Raw genomic sequence first — 16,487 nt, forward strand, 5'->3', positions numbered from 1 at the left:
CAGCGCTCAAGACGCTATGGTTGATGATCTGCAATATCGAAGACAGACGAGCTGCCAAGAGAGCGAAGCAGGGCAAACGAGTCTCAGCGACAACCGGCAGACTCATGGAAGGGACCCGAGTTTCCGGCTGGAAACAAGCCATTAACCAAATGGCCGTGGCCTACCCCGACAGCTTCGACAAATACCTATAAACCTAGCCCCACACACAAACAACTTGACACCCTCCGAACAAGCAAGCATTGATAGATGCAGGTCTGCAGTACATTTTGTCGGTGAAACCCCACCGTGCCTGAGGTGATTGAAACCTGGCGGCGGGAAATCCCTGGTGAAGCCTACGCCCACGGCCAGATCTGGACACAAGCCTCGGCAAGCGATGCGCGCAAACACACAACCCCGAATACGGTGACCCACTTCCAGTACTCCTATGATCGGGCCAGACGCGGCCTGCGCGGAATCAAAGAGCAAGTCGCAAAAGCCAAACGTGCTGTTGACGGCGAAATCGCCATTAAGCGCAACCGCTATTTCGATCTTTCCACCCCGAACAAGAAGGTCAACTACGCTTTTGCTGCCAAACACCGAGCCCTAGCCGGAATTAAAGGCTATGAAACCGATCTGACCGCTCTTCCCGCCCAGGAGGTTATCGGGCATTACCGCAGGCTATTCCACATTGAAAATGTCGTATCGGATGTCGAAATCAGACCTGAAAGCACGCCCAATCTATGCGAGGAAACAAAACTCGATCACAGCACATCTCAATATTGTGATGGCAGCACTAGCCGTGACCCACCTGATGGAGACCCGCAGTGGTCACTTCATCAAACGCCTCGTGAGAACACTCAAGAAATACCGCAGCTTTCAACTCGTCGTTGGCGGCGAAACCATTCACGCCGCCGTACCATTCCCGCCCGACCTCACTGCCACCATCCAAGTAATCACCGGCCGCGAACTTCCGCACAAAATTGGCCTAAGTCAGGTTAGAAGGGAATCAGCACACCGTCTCGTGGGATTCGTGCTCTGGGTGCTCAATCTGGATGGTGGAGTGCTCGATACCGTGTTCGCGCAGGGCCTGCTGGGCGGCATCCAACAGCGGGCCGGTGCCGACGGTGCCGTCGCGCACGATATGCACGGTCGTGAGCACGTTCACGCCGTCCAGGCTCCACAGGTGCAGGTCGTGGATGTCAGCAACGCCCTCGACCTGCCGCAGCGCGGGCTCGATCGCACTGGCGTCGAAGTCCGCCGGGACTTGCTCGAGCAGCACGCTCGCCGAAAGCCGCATGAGCTGCCAGGCGCGCGGCAGCACCATCGCCGCGATCGCTAGGGAGGCGATCACGTCCGCCGCCACAAACCCCGTGGTCAGTACCACGATGCCGGCCACGATTACTGCGACCGAGCCGAGCATATCCACTAACACGTGCAAGAACGCGCCCTCCACGTTGATCGAGGATTTGCGGTGCCGGTGCAGAACCCACGCCGATAGCGCATTCGCCACCAGGCCGATCACCGCGATGATCAGCATCGTTTTTCCCTGCACTTCGGCCGGGCTCTGCAGGCGGCGCACCGCCTCGACGACAATCCACACCGAGATCGCCAGCACCATCACTGCGTTCGCCAGTGCAGCAAGCACCTCCACTCGTCGGTAGCCGTACGTGGCCTGAGCCGATGCTTGTCGGCGCCCAACCAACACCGCTAACACCGCGATGATCAACCCCGCAGCGTCGGAAAGCATGTGCATCGCATCCGCCATCAGCGCCATCGAACCCGCCAACCAGCCGCCGATCAGCTCCGCGAAGAAGACGGTGCCGGTAATGCCTAGCGCAATCAAGAGTGCGCGCAGCGGCGTGCTGGAGTGATCGTGGTCGTGGTGCTCGTGTGCCATGCACTCAGCCTATCTCCGTCGACGCTTATTGACAATTAAATGAAAATGGATGGAGGTAAGCGCAGCCACTGAAGCCAAGTCGGCCTGATTTAGGTCATTGTGCAGTTGTCCTTTGAATGTGTAGAGAAGCTGAAACATGAACAACCAAAAAGTACTGCAGCCGCATGTCAGGAAAGCAACCGCTGAGTGTACTCGAGGTAAATATAAATCTACATTTGTATAAATGTATATAGAAAAGCGCCGCGACCCGTGGAACGTGTTAAAGGGTGGGTCGCGGCGCTCGTGCCAAAAATCTACTTCTTGGTTTCACCCAACAAGTGACACTGAATCATGTTGGTGTTGCCAGCAATTCCTGGAGGAGTACCAGCAATGACGACAATCATGTCACCTTCCTCATACCTGTCCATCTCCAGCAATGCATCATCGATGGCTTCCATCATGTCATCGGTGGATTTAACATGCGGACTCAAGAAGGTCTCAGCACCCCAGGTCAAAGCCAGCTGGGAACGAACTGCCGGGTCCGGAGTAAATGCCAACAGCGGCAGATGGGAGTGCAGACGAGCTACACGCTTTGCGGTATCACCGGAGGTGGTGAAGGCCACGATAGCCTTAGCATTAAGGCGCTCGGCAATATCGCGAGCGGAGTAGGACACCACGCCGCGCTTGGTGCGCGGAACGTGAGTCAGCGGCGGAACTTTGCCACCATCTTCAGCATTAGCCACAATCTTGGACATGGTGCGCACAACGTTCTGCGGGTCAATGCCTACGGAAGTCTCACCAGAGAGCATGACTGCATCGGCGCCGTCCAGGACGGCATTGGCCACATCGGAGGCCTCTGCACGGGTCGGGCGCAGGTTGGAAATCATGGAATCCAGCATCTGGGTCGCCACGATAACCGGCTTAGCGTTTTCGCGAGCGATCTGGATAGCACGCTTCTGGAATAGCGGCACGCGCTCAAGCGGCACCTCAACACCAAGGTCACCACGAGCAATCATGATGGCGTCGAAGGCCAGCACGATAGACTCGAGGGCATCGACCGCCTCCGGCTTTTCCAGCTTCGCAATAACCGGAACGCGGCGACCTTCTTCATCCATAATCTCGTGGACCTTATCCACGTCAGCTGGGGAGCGAACGAAGGAAAGCGCGACAAGGTCTACGCCAAGCTTCAGAGCAAAGCGCAGGTCGGCGATATCCTTTTCCGATAAAGCCGGCACGGAGATATCCATGCCAGGAAGGGAAACGCCCTTGTTATTGGAAACTGGGCCGCCCTCGGTAACCTCGCAGACGACGTCGTTGCCGTCGACTTCCTTACATACGACGGCGACCTTGCCGTCGTCAATCAGCAGGCGGTCCCCCGGCTTGGCGTCCTTGGCCAGGCCCTTATAGGTGGTAGAAACACGATCGTGGGTGCCTTCAATATCATCCACGGTGATACGAACGATCTCGCCGTTGTCCCACTGCTCCTCGCCGTTAATAAAGCGACCAAGGCGAATCTTCGGGCCCTGGAGATCCGCCAAAATTCCTACGGCGCGGCCAGTCTTATCGGTGGCTTCACGCACCCAGTTGTAATTCGCCTCATGGTCCGCGTGCTCGCCGTGAGACATATTCAGACGAGCAACGTCCATGCCGTCTTGGACGAGGCGCAGGATGCCATCCTCGCTAGCAACGGCAGGGCCGAGAGTACAAACAATCTTAGTTCTTCTATCCAGCATTATTGGCCTATTCCGTCGGGGAAACTGAACACTCCCCAACCTACTCCTTCGAAGGGATTGGGGCCACAACTTTTCGAATCCATTTTCCGAACGGGCATGCAAAAATGCCCGATTCCCGATAAAACTAAAACCAACCGGGCACTCTAGGGCGGGGTTTACTTCAATTCAGACCTAGGCTGCTGTCCCCCAGCTACCGCGCGCTCATCGCGCTGCTCTTCGTTATCGCGGCGCTTCGCCCAATATTTTGGATCCACCTCTTCGGGGGATTCAGGACCCTCGCGGCGCCTATCAAGTAAGAAGAACACAACCACAGCAATGACAAAAATCACCAGGGAGACGATGATATTTACGCGCACCCCAAAGATATGGGTCGCCTCATCGGAGCGCATGCCTTCGATAAAGAACCGACCCAGGGTATAGCCCATGACGTAGAGAGCAAAGACGCGCCCGTGCCCCAACTTCCATGCCCTATGAGCCCACAAAAGGAATAGACATACAAGGACGTTCCACACCAGCTCGTAGAGAAAGGTCGGATGCACCGAAGTCATAACCTCACCCGTGGAATGCCCGGAAACCGGCGCATAGCCGCCATTGTCATTGACGCGGTAATAAATATCTAAAGCCCAGGGAACGTCGGTCGGGCGCCCGTAGAGTTCTTGGTTAAACCAGTTGCCTAGCCGGCCAATCGCCTGCGCAAGAACGAGGCCTGGGGCCACGGCATCAGCAAAGGGGCCGAGTGGCACCTTCTTCACTTTGAAAAGTACCCACAGAGCCAGTGCTCCGAGAGCAACAGCGCCCCAGATGCCAAGGCCGCCATTAGTAATCTTCAGCGCATCTGCGGGATTGCAACTATCGCAGAAGTACTTCTGATTATCGGTGATGACGTGGTAGAGCCGCCCGCCAATAATGCCGGCTGGGATAACCACGATGGCGGCGTCCCATACTGTGTCGGGATTACCACCGCGAGCGGTATAACGGCGCAAAGTCATGCGCAGGCCGACGATAATGCCCACGATGATGCACAACGCATAGGCACGAATGGGAATGGGGCCCAACTGCCACACGCCCTGCGGCGGAGACGGAATATTTGCAAGAATTTCTGTGTGCACGTAGCCAGTGTGCCTTATCCCCCACCCCGCCAGCTAGTCGGGGTATTAATCTATTTTGCGCGCGGGGCATGCAGGGTGCTGGCCGGCGGCCACCAGCGAGCGAGCCAACGCTGTTGGGTCTTGGGCTGCCATGACTGATTCACCTACAAGCACGGCATCGGCCCCGCGGGAGGCATAATGAAATAGATTGCGGGCGTTGTTTACTCCACCTACCGCAATGCGCAGGATGGATTCGGGCAGGCCCGGGGCAATATCATTAAACGCCTCACGGTTAATAGCATCCGAGGCCAACGACCACGCATTAATGGCGATGACGCTACTTCCAGCTTTAATTGCGCGGTCGACCTCGGCACAGTTGCGCACCTCGGCAATGGCGGTCATGCCGAGTGATTCCACGCGGTCTAATAGCGCCTCCAAGCGAGCCTGTTCCAATAGCTCCACTTGTAGCGGAATGGCGTCGGCCCCATAACACCGGGCCTCATGAATTTGGTAGGGATCCACGATGAGATCTCGCGACATCATCGGGACATCAATTGCAGCGCGGGCGGCTGCCATATCCTCCAGAGAACCGTGGAAGCGGCGGAAATCAGTCTGGCACGCCATTAGATGTACGCCGCAGTGCTCAAAAGTGCGGGCCCATTCCGCCATCTGCTCCGCGGAGCCGACGTGGGCGATTTCGCCGCCGTAGGGAACGGCACGTTTGAGCTCGGTGATAACTGAACAACCCGTGCGCAGCAGGGCCGCGCGCGCATCCCGGGGAGATTCCATGTCACGCGAGCGCGCCTTTACCTCTTTGAAGGACACGCGGGCTTCCCGCGCAGCGACGTCTTCCAAGACTCCTGCAACAAGGTGGTCAACGGCAATCGGCGTAGGCATCAGCACCTCCCTCCACGGGCGATTGAAATCACACTTAGGTTAACCCGGGCAGGTGCAGTTGCGGAAATTGCACAGGCAGCGGGGCTATTTTTTGCCCATATCGGTAGGATCGATATCACTATCAAGGGCGTCCCACATCACACGGCCAGAATCGGAGGAAGTTTCCAAATCTTCCTCCAACTTTGCCTGTCGTGCCGCCGGCGTCTCGTATTTGCTGGATACCATCGCCTTATCCTCGCCGGGGTTGCGCGCGAGCATTACCGCGCCGAAGAGGGCCATTGCCGCTCCCACTAGGGCCAGGACCGGCGCCCAAGCATGCACTTCGGTGGAGACGATAGTGGCCCAGTCAGAAATCTGTGCCGAATCTACCGCGTTTTCATTAGACGAGGCGCCCTGCAGAATCTTCTGCGCGCGCTCGGTATCCGCGCCCGCCGTCAGCAGATTTACCGGGGTCCATGCGCTGGCTGCGGCCGCGAGGGCGCACACGATGCCCACCACTCGCCTACCGGTGCGCCGCAGCGCCATCCCTGCAACAGCACCGGCAATCAGAACTAAGGTCAGGGCCATAATTTCCAGCGACCATGCCGAACCTACGATGTCAATAACTGCTGAACCGGCTTTATCATCCTCGCTAGCGGCTACGACCCACGTGGCACGGGAAGACAGCCACAAAACGATGGCTCCTACAGCGATAAGTAGTGGTCCAAGGCGTTTAGCCTTCACGATTGTCCTCCTAGGAGATCTGTGGCATCAAAACACGTGCGATCACCGGTATGGCAGGCGCCGCCACGCTGCCGCACGGTCAGCAGGATAGTATCTCCATCACAGTCAAGGCGAACGCCCAGCACCTCTTGGGTATGTCCAGAGGTTTCGCCCTTGACCCAATATTCATTGCGCGAGCGCGAAAAATACGTTGCCTTGCGCGTGGCAAGGGTATGGGCCAAAGCGTGGTCATCCATCCATGCCATCATCAGCACCTCACCAGACTCAGCCTGAGCAATGGCCGGCACCAATCCTTGGTCATTGCGCTTGAGCTGCTTGGCGATGCCCCCATCTAGTTCATATTCGCCCGGGCTACTCATCGGCGCACCTCATAGCCCGCGGCGTCTAGGGCGTCCTTGACGTCGCTGATCTCTACCTCGCCGAAGTGAAAAATGCTTGCGGCCAAAACGGCATCGGCACCGGCCGCAACGGCGGGTGGGAAATCCGCGGCGCTGCCCGCGCCGCCGGAAGCGATGATGGGAATAGTCACTGCTGCGCGCACGGCGTGCAGCAGGTCCACATCAAATCCTTGCTTGGTGCCATCGCCATCCATCGAGTTGAGGAGAATCTCCCCTACGCCGAGTTCCTCGCCACGGCGTGCCCACTCGATGGCATCAATTCCGGCCGACTTCGTACCTCCATGCGTGGTGACCTCGTAACCGGAAGGCGCAAACTCCTCACGGCACCGGCGGGCATCAACGGAGAGCACGATGCATTGGGCCCCGAAAACCTCGGCCATCTCGCGCAGCACTTCCGGGTTCTTAATCGCCGCCGTATTTACAGAGACCTTATCCGCACCGGCGCGCAGTAGCTCCCGGACGTCGTCGACGCTGCGTACCCCGCCGCCGACCGTTAGTGGGATAAATACCTGGTCTGCAGTGCGGCGCACAACCTCGAGCATGGTTGAACGCCCCTGCTTTGAGGCAGATACGTCTAAAAATGTCAGTTCATCGGCTCCGAGGGAATCATAACGCGCGGCCAGCTCCACTGGGTCTCCAGCATCGCGTAGGTTTTCAAAGTTTACACCCTTGACCACTCGTCCTTGATCGACGTCTAGGCAGGGGATAACGCGTACGGCTACAGCCATATCGGCCGCCTCCTTATTTAAAATGAAGTCTTAGCGGTAAATGGAACCGGTATGACGGGACAGGATATCCACGATAGTGGCATGAACCTGCGGGGTACCTGCCGCCAAGCCGCGCGACTGCGCAGTCCACGGGTTTCCTTCCGGGTCAGTTACTACCCCGCCAGCGGCTTGAATTTGCAATGCACCAGCGGCGTTATCCCACGGGTGTGGGGAGAAGTTAATCGCGCCGTCAAATACCCCCTGCGCAACAAAGGCATTATCTAGCCCCACTGAGCCGGTCATCCGCGGACGCAGGCCGGTCTCGCGCAGTTCGTGGAAGATCTCGGTGGGTAGATGGGAAGAGCAGCCCACGTGTCCGCGCGCTTCATCAAAGCCCATCGCTTCTTCCCCACCGCCGAAGCCGGTGGCAGGCCCGCCTACTGAGCGCAATGGAGAGCCATCGCAGGTGACCAAACGTCGCCCAAGCAGCGGGAAGTCAGACACCGCAGCAACAGGTGCTCCTTTATGTATGAGCGCTACCAAGATGCCGGCTAGCGGGTTTCCGGCGGAGTAATTTGCGGTGCCATCAATCGGGTCTACCACCCACACAGTATCCAGCACGCTGCCACCGGATTCTTCTCCATACACCGGGATGCCGGTCATTTGGGTCAAGATATCCCGCAGCTGTTGCTCGATGACGAGATCTACCTCGGTGGCAAAATCTCCCTGCCCTTTAAAGCGGGCAGGTGCCGCACCGAGGCCAGAGCGGAAAACGGGTTCTACTTGGTCTACGGCCGCCTCCGCGAAGGCCACCAACTCGCGGGGATCCATCATGGCTTAGTTATCCTCAGGGTCGAAAGGGTCAATGGTTTCTTCCGCCGGCAGCGGCTCTACCTCGGCCACTGCATCGAGAGCTTCTTCGAGGCTAAAATTCCCCTCGTAAAGGGCCTTTCCAATAATGGCGGAATCAATGCCCTCATTTTCATAGAGCGCGAGCTCGCGCAGGTCCTCCAGGCTAGAAATACCACCGGAAGCGGTGATTTTTGCTTCCGTAGCCATCGCTACCTCACGCAGCAGTTCAATATTCGGCCCCGTTAGTGTGCCGTCTTTAGATACGTCTGTCACCACAAAACGCTGGCATCCGGCAGCATCGAGGCGCTCGAGCACCTCCCATAGGTCGCCGCCATCGGAGACCCAGCCATTGCCTGCAGTACGCCACTCGCCGCCGTCTTCACGCACGGCGAGATCCACGGCGACTTTCTCGCCATAGCGCGCAAGGATGTCTTCGATCCATTCCGGGTGTTCGAGAGCGGCGGTGCCGATATTAATGCGTTGCGCGCCAGTAGCCAGTGCTTGCTCTACCGCGGCATCGTCCCGGATGCCGCCGCTAAGCTCCACGTTTATGCCCAGCTCTTCAGTGATATCCGCCATCTGCTCGTGGTTGGAACCGCGGCCGAATGCCGCATCCAGATCCACAAAGTGCAGCCATTGCGCGCCTTGAGACTGCCACTTCATCGCGGCATCACGCGGCGCGCCGTAAGAGGTTTCGGTGCCTGCTTCGCCTTTGTCCAAGCGCACGGCTTGGCCCTGAGATACATCGACTGCGGGCAAAAGCGTAAAAGTCATAGTCATCATCCTACCTAGAGCGTGCACATCCAGTTTTCCAAAAGTTGTGCGCCGGCGTCCCCGGATTTTTCAGGGTGGAATTGGGTCGCCCACAGGGCGCCATTTTCCACCGCTGCGACAAACCTATCGCCTGCGTGCTCAGCCCAGCTGACCAAGGGCGGGCGAGTGATTTCGGTTTCCAATTTCCACCGGCGAACGCCATAGGAATGCACAAAGTAAAATCGCTCGGCTTCAGACAATCCTGCAAACATATCGCTGCCGACGGGCACTTCAACGGTATTCCACCCCATATGGGGCAGGACCGTAGAGTGAAGCTTTTCCACGGTGCCGGGCCACTCACCACAGCCGGTGGAGTTGATGTTGTGTTCCACTCCGGCGTCGAAAAGCACCTGCATACCCACGCAAATACCCAAGACTGGCCGCTCTCCTGCCAGACGCTGGCCGATAACCCTTGGCCCGTGAACCGCGCTTAGCCCGCGCATGCATGCGTCAAAGGCACCAACGCCGGGGACCAGCAGGCCGTCTGCTTCCACCGCAGCATGAGGATCCGCAGTCACGGTGACTTCCGCGCCTACTCGCTCTAAAGCGCGCTGTGCCGAGCGCACATTGCCCGCGCCATAATCCAATAATGCGACCGTCTTTGTCATGGGCTATACCTTACGCATGCGACGCAGGCGCGTCCGGATATCGTTGGTTTCGCTCACGCGGGTGCGCCCAAGGACAAAATCCGCCAGCGTCATTACTACACCAACGACGAGGATGACCACACCGGCACCAAATGCCCCCGCATAGCCGTAGCCGGCAACCAAAGCGCCCAGAAGGGTTGAGCCCACGCCGGTTCCGCCATCATAGAAGATATTCCAGATGGCCGAAGCTTCCGAGACACGCTCGCGCGGCAGGCGGTCAAACATCGACAGCAGGGCCTCATTTTGCGCGATGCCAAAGGCACCGCCGAACAGAAATGCGCCAAGCACGAGCCACCACACGGAGCCGTCAAGATAAAGAGGGACGGCGATGGCGAGCACACCCACAATGGCCATGATCTGGCTGGGGATATACAACCGGCCGGGAGCGCCCACTCGGTCTGCCACCATGCCGGCGAAGTAGCGGAAAATCATGGCCGCGCCCCCCACGATGGACAGCATAATGCCGGCAAGGCTGGCGCCACGCTCTGCATCTAGCTCCTGTACCGCCGGCGGCAGGAAGGACGACACGGCGCCGTAGCTCATGGAGAAAGTTGTCAGCGCTAATGCGGGCACTAGCACCAACTTCCACGTGGGAACGCGGATCAAATTAGGCTCGTCTTCGGTATCGGAGGCCAGTGTGACCTTGATCTTGGGAATGCGCAAGCACATGCCAAAGCCCACGAAGCCAATGATGCCGGCAGTAATATACGTCGAGGCATATCCCAGCTTCTCCGCCATAATCAAGCCCAAGGGCAAAAAGACCATCTGGCCCAGGCCGGTAAATACGCCAATCATGCCGGTAGCCTTGCCCAACAGGCGAACTGGTGCCAACTCTGCAATCAGCGCAGACTCGGAGACGGTCAATGCACCGAAGCCCACTCCGCGCAAGGCAGAAAAGAGCAGGACCACCCAGGCATCTGTTCCCAAAAGGTGGCCGAAAGCGGGCACGCCCAAGGTAAAGGCGGAAAGTGCCATCACGCGGCGATAGCCCCAACGGCGCAAAAGCCACGGAGAAATGATCTGCGTAAGCACGGTAAAGGCCATAAAGATGCCGGTGGATGAGCCCGCCAAGGTAGCTGAGCCGCCGGAATCAATGACAGCTAGCGGCACCACCGGAAGGAGGATGGACCAAGCGCCAAAGGCGGCGGCAATGGCCATCATTGTGGCGGTATAGCCCGGGATCTTCCAGATATTAGTCTCTTGGGTTGTGCTCACTTACCAAACGCTCCTACCATCCACGAGATTGCTGCTACCACGGTGATTGCGGCCAAAAGAGAGGCCACTACTGTCAGTGCCTTCGACCCCTGTTGGTAGGCAGACCAGGCACCGCCTACCAACATGCCTGCTACGAGGAAGAGGACCAAGATCATAAAGTGCATGCGTTCTAGAGTGCTCCCTTCGTCGAAGGAATGCCAGTCTGGCGCGGGTCAGTTTCCACGGCAGCGCGCAGCGCACGCGCGACGGCCTTGAACTCCGCTTCTGTGATGTGGTGCGGATCGCGCCCGTAGCGCACATTAAGGTGCAGAGTTACTGCAGCGTGGATGGCAAGCGTTTCGAAGAAGTGGCGGTTAATCACGGTGGCGTAGTGCCCACCGATGGTCTGCCATTGCAGGTGCTCCGGTTCGCCGTTCATCACGAAATAGGCGCGCCCAGAAAAATCCACGACCGCTTCCACCAGGGTCTCGTCCATGGGCAGTAGCTGGGAGCCAAAGCGACGGATGCCGGACTTATCCCCCGCCGCCTCGCGCAGTGCGGTGCCGAGCACGATGGCGGTATCTTCCACCGTGTGATGGGCATCTACCTCGATATCGCCCACGGCGCGCACGGTGAGATCAAAGCTGCCGTGGGTGGCAAAGGCCGTCAGCATATGATCGAAAAAAGGCAGCCCAGTGGAAATTTCACTGCGCCCCGTGCCGTCTAGGTTGATCACCACGGAAATCTGCGATTCCGACGTAGCCCGCTGGGCACGCCCGACTCGGTTGCTCATGGTTCGCTCCCTTCTCCCACTGGATAATCCGCCACTACTGTATCTGCAAGCTCTTCAGCTACGGACAAGAAGGCCGAATTTTCTTCCGGCAGGCCCACGGTCATGCGCAGGTGTCCCCCGATGCCGACATCCCTGATGAGCACTTCTTTTTCCAAGAACTGCTGCCACACGCGGTGCTGATCAGCAAAACGGCCGAAGAAGAGGAAATTGGATTCACTCGGCAAGACGGTATATCCCAATTCGCCCAAGCGAGCGGACACGCGCTCTCGTTCAGCGGCAATCTTCTCTACGGTTGCTAGCGTATCCGCACTGTGACGCAACGCCACCGTTGCCGCAGCTTGGGAGAGTACGGACAGGTGGTACGGAAGCCGTACCAGCATAACGGCCTCCACAAAGGCCGGATCCGCCACAAAGTAGCCTAGGCGACCGCCAGCAAAATCGAAGGCTTTGGACATGGTGCGCGAGACCACCAGCTTCGTGGGGTACTTATCCAATAGCGTCACCGCGGAGGGCGCAGAGGAAAATTCGCCGTAGGCTTCATCGACGATGAGGATGCCCGGCGCGGCGTCGGCAAGCGCGGCAATATCGTCCACACTAGTCACCCCACCGGTGGGGTTATTCGGCGTCGTCACAAAGATAATTTCTGGCTGGTGCTGCGCCACGGCGGCCAACGCGCGGTCTATGTCAATGCGGAAGTCATTATCGCGCGAGCACTCTAGAAACTGCGTATGTGTTCCGTCCGCGAGAATGGGGTGCATGGAATAGGACGGTGTAAAGCCGAGCACGCTGCGCCCCGGACCGCCAAAAGCCTGTAGCAGTTGCTGCAAAATTTCATTCGAACCATTAGCCGCCCACACCTGCTCATAGCCCACACTCACGCCGGTTTGCCCGGAAACATAATGCGCTAGGGCCCTACGCAGCTCTGCCGCATCGCGCTCCGGATAGCGATTGAGCGAGCTGGCTAAGCGTCGGGTCTCCGCCACTAGGTCATCTACTAGCGCCTGCGAGGGCGGATAAGGATTTTCATTGGTATTGAGTTGGTAGGCCACGGTGAGTTGCGGCGCGCCATAGGCGGACTTGCCGCGCAGCTCTTCGCGCAGGGGAAGGTCGTTTAATTGCGTCATCTAGTACTCCTCAAATCGGGCGCGAATAGCTTCGCCGTGAGCAGGCAATCCCTCGGCCTCGGCGAAGGTAATAACGTGCGGGGCAATCTCCTCCAGTGCAGCCCGGTCATACTCAATAAGGTTGACCGGGCGCATAAAAGTATGGGTAGACAGGCCGGCAGAAAAGCGCGCCGTGCCGGAGGTGGGCAATACATGGTTGGAGCCAGCTGCGTAGTCCCCGAGTGGCACTGGCGCGAAGTCTCCCACAAAGATAGCGCCAGCGTGCTTAATCTGCCGGGCCACCGCGCCGGGCTCTGCGGTGTGGATCTCGAGGTGTTCGGCAGCATAGGCATTAGCCACCGCAATTGCTACATCCGGGGAATCAACCAGCACGATCCCGGACTGCTCGCCGCCTAAGGCCGCGGCCGCCCGGTCCGCATGGGCGGTAGCACTATAGCGCGCTTCTACCTCCGCATTCACACGCTGGGCCAAGCTTTCCGATGCCGTAATAAGCACGCTCGCCGCCATCGGATCGTGCTCGGCCTGCGAGATGAGGTCATAAGCCACAAACACAGGGTTTGCGGTGTCATCGGCGATAATGGCGATTTCGGTAGGGCCGGCCTCGGCATCGGTGCCCACCACACCACGCACTAGCCGTTTGGCCGCGGTGACGAAAATATTTCCCGGCCCGGTAATCATGTCCACCGGTGCCAGGGCGGCATCATCGTCGCCGTAGGCCATAAGCGCAATGGCCTGGCCACCGCCTATAGCCCACACCTCATCTACGCCGAGCATCTGGCACACGGCTAGCACCGTGGGGTGCGGCAGACCGCCAAACTCTTTTTGCGGTGGCGAGGCCACCACCAAGCTTTCCGCCCCGGCCGCCTGCGCCGGCACCGCATTCATTATTACCGAGGAAGGATAGACGGCCTTGCCTCCCGGCACGTATAGTCCGACGCGCTCGATGGGGCGAAAGACCTCGGTCACCGTGGCGCCAGGTGCCAGTTCGGTGGTGCGCGTGGCCGGCTTCTGTTCGAGGTGAACCTTGCGGACACGCGCAATCGAGGCCTCAATTGCCCGGCGCACCTGCGGGTCTAAGCCGGCGACGGCCTTGTCCAATTCCGCTTGCGGTACCCGCAGGTGGTTCGGGCGCACGCCATCGAAACGCTCGCCGTAGTCCAATGCCGCCGCGGCTCCTTCGTGGCGGACGCGATGTACCATTGGCGCCACCTTGTCCACCACGGCGGCGACGTCAGTGCCACCGCGGGGCAAGACGCGTCGCAGCTGGGCAGGGCGCAGCTCCTTGCCGCGCAGATCAATGGTGCGAAGCATTCCCGGCTCCCATTCTGTTTATCGGATTTCTGTTATTAAACCAATATCCTAATAGCCAAATTCCAGCGAGGGGGCCGGTTTGGGCTATAGACTCGGACTCAATATAGCTTTAAGGTGGTGACAGCGATGAGCGAGAATGAGCCCTCCCTTTTACTCGCACATGTCCGCGCCATCGCCCAGGAAAAAGACATTGCCTGCTGGACGCTACCTACTGGCGAGCTTCTAGTCCCGCATGCAGCCGGCGGCTCCACCTTCATCTTTGTCGACCAAATGGAAGAACCGGTGCTACACCTACACACCAGCCCCCGCGGCGGCGTTGACCTCAGCGAGATATCCGAGCTTGCACACCTGGCCAACGAGTGGAATCACGATTGCCTCTCACCGGCCGTAATGGTCGATTATGACCAGCCCGAGTGCGTAAGCGTATCCGGCCATAGCTACCTGCCGGCCGATACCTCCCCCAGCCGCGAGCAGCTCGCGGCGTTCCTCCTGCCGGCGCTGCGCAACGCTGAAGTGCTCATGGATCTGCTTGCCCAATCCCACCCCAGCCTCGTCCGCGACACCTCGCCGGTGCTTGCCCCGCTTGCCGATGCCCCCTTAGAACCCTTCACCCTCGATAGCCTGGCCGAAATGCTGCCGTTAATCGGTATCCAACGTTTCCAAAGCGATGGCGCCACCGCCATTTACGCGTGGGTCAACGATGTCCTTTTTGCCTTTGCACTGGACAACGGCCCCAGCCTCATCATCAAGGGGCATTGGGATCCCAGCCTGGAAGAAGCGGAATTTACCCGTCTATTCCTCATCTGCAATGACTGGAATCGCGCCCACCACGGAGCCGTCGCTTTTTGTCACCACACCGATGAAGGACTGCAAGTGCGGATGGATGCCGCTACCATCACTGCCGCCGGGCTTACGCGGCCGCAGCTCTTTAGTGCCATCGGCCGCGGACTCAAACACATCCTGCACGGCATCGATGACATCGCACGCGAGGTGACTGGCGCCTCCCCCGTCGAATGGCCCTAGCCGCTTTGCCTACCAATCATCATCGGCGCTCACAAAAGCCGTGGACCAATAAGAAAACATCGCCATAAAGGGCGCGACCGCCCAAGAAATAGCGGGGGAGAAATTCGGTGCAAACTCCACGACCTCCCCTGGATTTTCCGGCGGATGCGTGGCAGTGGCTCCTCCAAAGACATAGAACGAGGCCGCCCCAGCCAAGGCACACACGCCCACCCACAAGAGCATTGATAGGCCTCGACCCTGCCGGCGCAAATACGCACCCAAGCCCAAAAGCAGCCCGAGTAAGCCGGTGATAAGGGCAAAGGTAATGAAGGCGATAAATTGGGCACTGCCCATCGACTCGATGGCATAACCGCCATCTTCTACCTCACGGCCGGTAAGCGTCGGCCGAAAAAGCCCCCACAACACCCCGGCCACGCCAAAGACTAGGAGCGCACACGCGAGTAACCCTGCACCAAAACCAAGGGTGCGGGGTAACCGACGCTGGAAAAGGGACAACTTAGTTACAGAAGGTCCAGTTGCCATTCTCACGACGGAAGCGCACCGTGGAGGTCTCGGTGCCCTCAGAGTTAGACACGCTCACGGTTGCAGAAGCATCATCGCCATTGACCACGATGTCGTTGACGGACTGCAGCTTGGTCGACTGTGGGATGGACTCCAGCTGATTAGCAAACTTCTCTACCTCACCATTGCCGCCACCCTGCTGGCGCATGGTGTTAGCGTATTCGGCAAAGGACTTGTTCGGCAGACTATCCACGTACTGCTGATACTGGTCAAACTCCTTAGCCTGGCCTTCGCGCACGGCCTGGCAGGCGTGCTGCGGCATGTAGTTGAAGTATTCCTTCACATTATCGATCTCGTGCTGGCCGCGGACCAGCTGCTCGATGGCCTGCTTGTCACTATCGTTGGCGTCCTGGCCGCCCTCGATCGGCTTGATGTCTTTTGCACCAGCGAAAGGATCCTCGCCATTGTTTAGGGGGTTGGCCATCTCATCCGGGCCCTCACCAGCGGCATCCTCGCCCTCCTGGCCCTCAGCACCAGCTGCGGCGTCCTTGTTCTGGTCTTTTTCCTTATCTTTATTCTTTTCCTTGTCTTTGTCCTTATCGGCGTCTTTGTCCTCGGACTTATCTGCAGACTTATCCTCGGAAGCCTTGGACGCCGTGGTAGCGGCATCCTTCTTGGAGTCGTCATTGTCATCCGAACCACACGCAGCCAGCGCCAGCGGGGTAACCAGCGCAACCGCGATGAGGGACTTCTTGGCAGGGGTCAAAAAGGACAAGGGAAAGCTCCTGAATCAATCTTGCGAATGTGAAGCCGCGTTGGGCAGCTTCT

Annotated in this window: 18 protein-coding genes and 2 pseudogenes; 3 read left to right on the forward strand and 17 right to left on the reverse strand. The window is 58.7% G+C overall.

Annotation, left to right across the window (positions count from 1 at the left end):
• Both L8V22_RS03365 and L8V22_RS03370 read left to right on the forward strand, forming a co-directional pair.
• Nucleotides 1-191 (forward strand): annotated as a pseudogene (locus L8V22_RS03365) (IS256 family transposase); the annotation flags it as partial.
• 36 nt (nucleotides 192-227) lie between these two features.
• A pseudogene (locus L8V22_RS03370) lies at nucleotides 228-955 on the forward strand (IS1634 family transposase); the annotation flags it as partial.
• Nucleotides 956-985: 30 nt separating this feature from the next.
• Here L8V22_RS03370 and L8V22_RS03375 read toward each other — a convergent pair.
• The 15 genes from L8V22_RS03375 to hisD form a co-directional block, all read right to left on the reverse strand.
• Nucleotides 986-1,876: a cation diffusion facilitator family transporter gene (locus tag L8V22_RS03375; RefSeq protein ID WP_005328806.1), complete on the reverse strand. Its 891-nt coding sequence runs from the start codon at nucleotides 1,874-1,876 to the stop codon at nucleotides 986-988.
• 293 nt (nucleotides 1,877-2,169) lie between these two features.
• Complete coding sequence (gene pyk, locus L8V22_RS03380) at nucleotides 2,170-3,585, reverse strand: pyruvate kinase (RefSeq protein ID WP_238800052.1); 1,416 nt, start codon at nucleotides 3,583-3,585, stop codon at nucleotides 2,170-2,172.
• 158 nt (nucleotides 3,586-3,743) lie between these two features.
• Nucleotides 3,744-4,697 (reverse strand): prolipoprotein diacylglyceryl transferase, encoded by a 954-nt coding sequence (gene lgt, locus L8V22_RS03385; protein ID WP_238799516.1) that lies wholly within the window; start codon nucleotides 4,695-4,697, stop codon nucleotides 3,744-3,746.
• 45 nt (nucleotides 4,698-4,742) lie between these two features.
• Entirely contained in the window at nucleotides 4,743-5,573 is an 831-nt protein-coding gene (locus L8V22_RS03390; RefSeq protein ID WP_238799513.1) for an indole-3-glycerol phosphate synthase TrpC, read from the reverse strand.
• Nucleotides 5,574-5,657: 84 nt separating this feature from the next.
• Nucleotides 5,658-6,296, reverse strand: a complete 639-nt coding sequence (locus tag L8V22_RS03395) for a TIGR02234 family membrane protein (RefSeq protein WP_238799508.1) — start codon at nucleotides 6,294-6,296, stop codon at nucleotides 5,658-5,660.
• Nucleotides 6,293-6,655, reverse strand: a complete 363-nt coding sequence (gene hisI / locus L8V22_RS03400; protein ID WP_238799505.1) for a phosphoribosyl-AMP cyclohydrolase — start codon at nucleotides 6,653-6,655, stop codon at nucleotides 6,293-6,295. Before hisI ends, L8V22_RS03395 begins: the two co-directional genes overlap by 4 nt.
• The gene (gene hisF / locus L8V22_RS03405; RefSeq protein WP_238799501.1) at nucleotides 6,652-7,422 is read right to left on the reverse strand and encodes an imidazole glycerol phosphate synthase subunit HisF; all 771 of its coding nucleotides are present in this window, start codon (nucleotides 7,420-7,422) and stop codon (nucleotides 6,652-6,654) included. Before hisF ends, hisI begins: the two co-directional genes overlap by 4 nt.
• Before the next feature lie 30 nt (nucleotides 7,423-7,452).
• Nucleotides 7,453-8,235 (reverse strand): inositol monophosphatase family protein, encoded by a 783-nt coding sequence (locus L8V22_RS03410; RefSeq protein ID WP_238799498.1) that lies wholly within the window; start codon nucleotides 8,233-8,235, stop codon nucleotides 7,453-7,455.
• A gap of 3 nt (nucleotides 8,236-8,238) precedes the next feature.
• Complete coding sequence (gene priA, locus L8V22_RS03415; RefSeq protein ID WP_238799495.1) at nucleotides 8,239-9,027, reverse strand: bifunctional 1-(5-phosphoribosyl)-5-((5-phosphoribosylamino)methylideneamino)imidazole-4-carboxamide isomerase/phosphoribosylanthranilate isomerase PriA; 789 nt, start codon at nucleotides 9,025-9,027, stop codon at nucleotides 8,239-8,241.
• A gap of 14 nt (nucleotides 9,028-9,041) precedes the next feature.
• Nucleotides 9,042-9,674: an imidazole glycerol phosphate synthase subunit HisH gene (gene hisH / locus L8V22_RS03420; protein WP_238799488.1), complete on the reverse strand. Its 633-nt coding sequence runs from the start codon at nucleotides 9,672-9,674 to the stop codon at nucleotides 9,042-9,044.
• A gap of 3 nt (nucleotides 9,675-9,677) precedes the next feature.
• Nucleotides 9,678-10,928: an MFS transporter gene (locus tag L8V22_RS03425; RefSeq protein WP_238799485.1), complete on the reverse strand. Its 1,251-nt coding sequence runs from the start codon at nucleotides 10,926-10,928 to the stop codon at nucleotides 9,678-9,680.
• Nucleotides 10,925-11,092, reverse strand: coding sequence for a hypothetical protein (locus L8V22_RS03430; protein WP_238799482.1), 168 nt, complete (start codon nucleotides 11,090-11,092; stop codon nucleotides 10,925-10,927). Before L8V22_RS03430 ends, L8V22_RS03425 begins: the two co-directional genes overlap by 4 nt.
• Before the next feature lie 5 nt (nucleotides 11,093-11,097).
• Nucleotides 11,098-11,700, reverse strand: coding sequence for an imidazoleglycerol-phosphate dehydratase HisB (gene hisB, locus L8V22_RS03435; RefSeq protein ID WP_238799477.1), 603 nt, complete (start codon nucleotides 11,698-11,700; stop codon nucleotides 11,098-11,100).
• Complete coding sequence (locus tag L8V22_RS03440) at nucleotides 11,697-12,824, reverse strand: histidinol-phosphate transaminase (protein ID WP_238799475.1); 1,128 nt, start codon at nucleotides 12,822-12,824, stop codon at nucleotides 11,697-11,699. Before L8V22_RS03440 ends, hisB begins: the two co-directional genes overlap by 4 nt.
• Nucleotides 12,825-14,135: a histidinol dehydrogenase gene (gene hisD / locus L8V22_RS03445; protein ID WP_238799472.1), complete on the reverse strand. Its 1,311-nt coding sequence runs from the start codon at nucleotides 14,133-14,135 to the stop codon at nucleotides 12,825-12,827. It abuts the gene before it with no gap.
• A 126-nt stretch (nucleotides 14,136-14,261) separates the two neighbouring features.
• On the opposite strand from hisD, the gene L8V22_RS03450 reads away from it, so the two are divergent.
• Nucleotides 14,262-15,158 (forward strand): YbjN domain-containing protein, encoded by an 897-nt coding sequence (locus tag L8V22_RS03450; protein WP_238799469.1) that lies wholly within the window; start codon nucleotides 14,262-14,264, stop codon nucleotides 15,156-15,158.
• A gap of 9 nt (nucleotides 15,159-15,167) precedes the next feature.
• On the opposite strand, the gene L8V22_RS03455 is transcribed toward L8V22_RS03450, so the two are convergent.
• Together L8V22_RS03455 and L8V22_RS03460 are read right to left on the reverse strand one after the other, a co-directional pair.
• The gene (locus tag L8V22_RS03455; protein WP_269966396.1) at nucleotides 15,168-15,572 is read right to left on the reverse strand and encodes a hypothetical protein; all 405 of its coding nucleotides are present in this window, start codon (nucleotides 15,570-15,572) and stop codon (nucleotides 15,168-15,170) included.
• Between the two features lie 82 nt (nucleotides 15,573-15,654).
• The gene (locus tag L8V22_RS03460; protein WP_238799462.1) at nucleotides 15,655-16,434 is read right to left on the reverse strand and encodes a hypothetical protein; all 780 of its coding nucleotides are present in this window, start codon (nucleotides 16,432-16,434) and stop codon (nucleotides 15,655-15,657) included.
• Nucleotides 16,435-16,487 lie beyond the last annotated feature (53 nt).

Origin of the sequence: Corynebacterium yonathiae (genome assembly GCF_027570195.1) — a bacterium.
In the GTDB taxonomy this organism is placed as follows: domain Bacteria; phylum Actinomycetota; class Actinomycetes; order Mycobacteriales; family Mycobacteriaceae; genus Corynebacterium; species Corynebacterium yonathiae.

What these genes read in the sequence shown, in the direction of transcription:
- L8V22_RS03430 (WP_238799482.1), bottom strand. Translation starts at nt 11,092, where the DNA reads ATGCACTTTATGATCTTGGTCCTCTTCCTCGTAGCAGGCATGTTGGTA.
- hisF (WP_238799501.1), bottom strand. Translation starts at nt 7,422, where the DNA reads ATGGCTGTAGCCGTACGCGTTATCCCCTGCCTAGACGTCGATCAAGGA.
- priA (WP_238799495.1), bottom strand. Translation starts at nt 9,027, where the DNA reads ATGACTTTTACGCTTTTGCCCGCAGTCGATGTATCTCAGGGCCAAGCC.
- hisB (WP_238799477.1), bottom strand. Translation starts at nt 11,700, where the DNA reads ATGAGCAACCGAGTCGGGCGTGCCCAGCGGGCTACGTCGGAATCGCAG.
- L8V22_RS03375 (WP_005328806.1), bottom strand. Translation starts at nt 1,876, where the DNA reads ATGGCACACGAGCACCACGACCACGATCACTCCAGCACGCCGCTGCGC.
- hisH (WP_238799488.1), bottom strand. Translation starts at nt 9,674, where the DNA reads ATGACAAAGACGGTCGCATTATTGGATTATGGCGCGGGCAATGTGCGC.
- L8V22_RS03450 (WP_238799469.1), top strand. Translation starts at nt 14,262, where the DNA reads ATGAGCGAGAATGAGCCCTCCCTTTTACTCGCACATGTCCGCGCCATC.
- L8V22_RS03440 (WP_238799475.1), bottom strand. Translation starts at nt 12,824, where the DNA reads ATGACGCAATTAAACGACCTTCCCCTGCGCGAAGAGCTGCGCGGCAAG.
- L8V22_RS03390 (WP_238799513.1), bottom strand. Translation starts at nt 5,573, where the DNA reads ATGCCTACGCCGATTGCCGTTGACCACCTTGTTGCAGGAGTCTTGGAA.
- hisD (WP_238799472.1), bottom strand. Translation starts at nt 14,135, where the DNA reads ATGCTTCGCACCATTGATCTGCGCGGCAAGGAGCTGCGCCCTGCCCAG.
- L8V22_RS03410 (WP_238799498.1), bottom strand. Translation starts at nt 8,235, where the DNA reads ATGATGGATCCCCGCGAGTTGGTGGCCTTCGCGGAGGCGGCCGTAGAC.
- hisI (WP_238799505.1), bottom strand. Translation starts at nt 6,655, where the DNA reads ATGAGTAGCCCGGGCGAATATGAACTAGATGGGGGCATCGCCAAGCAG.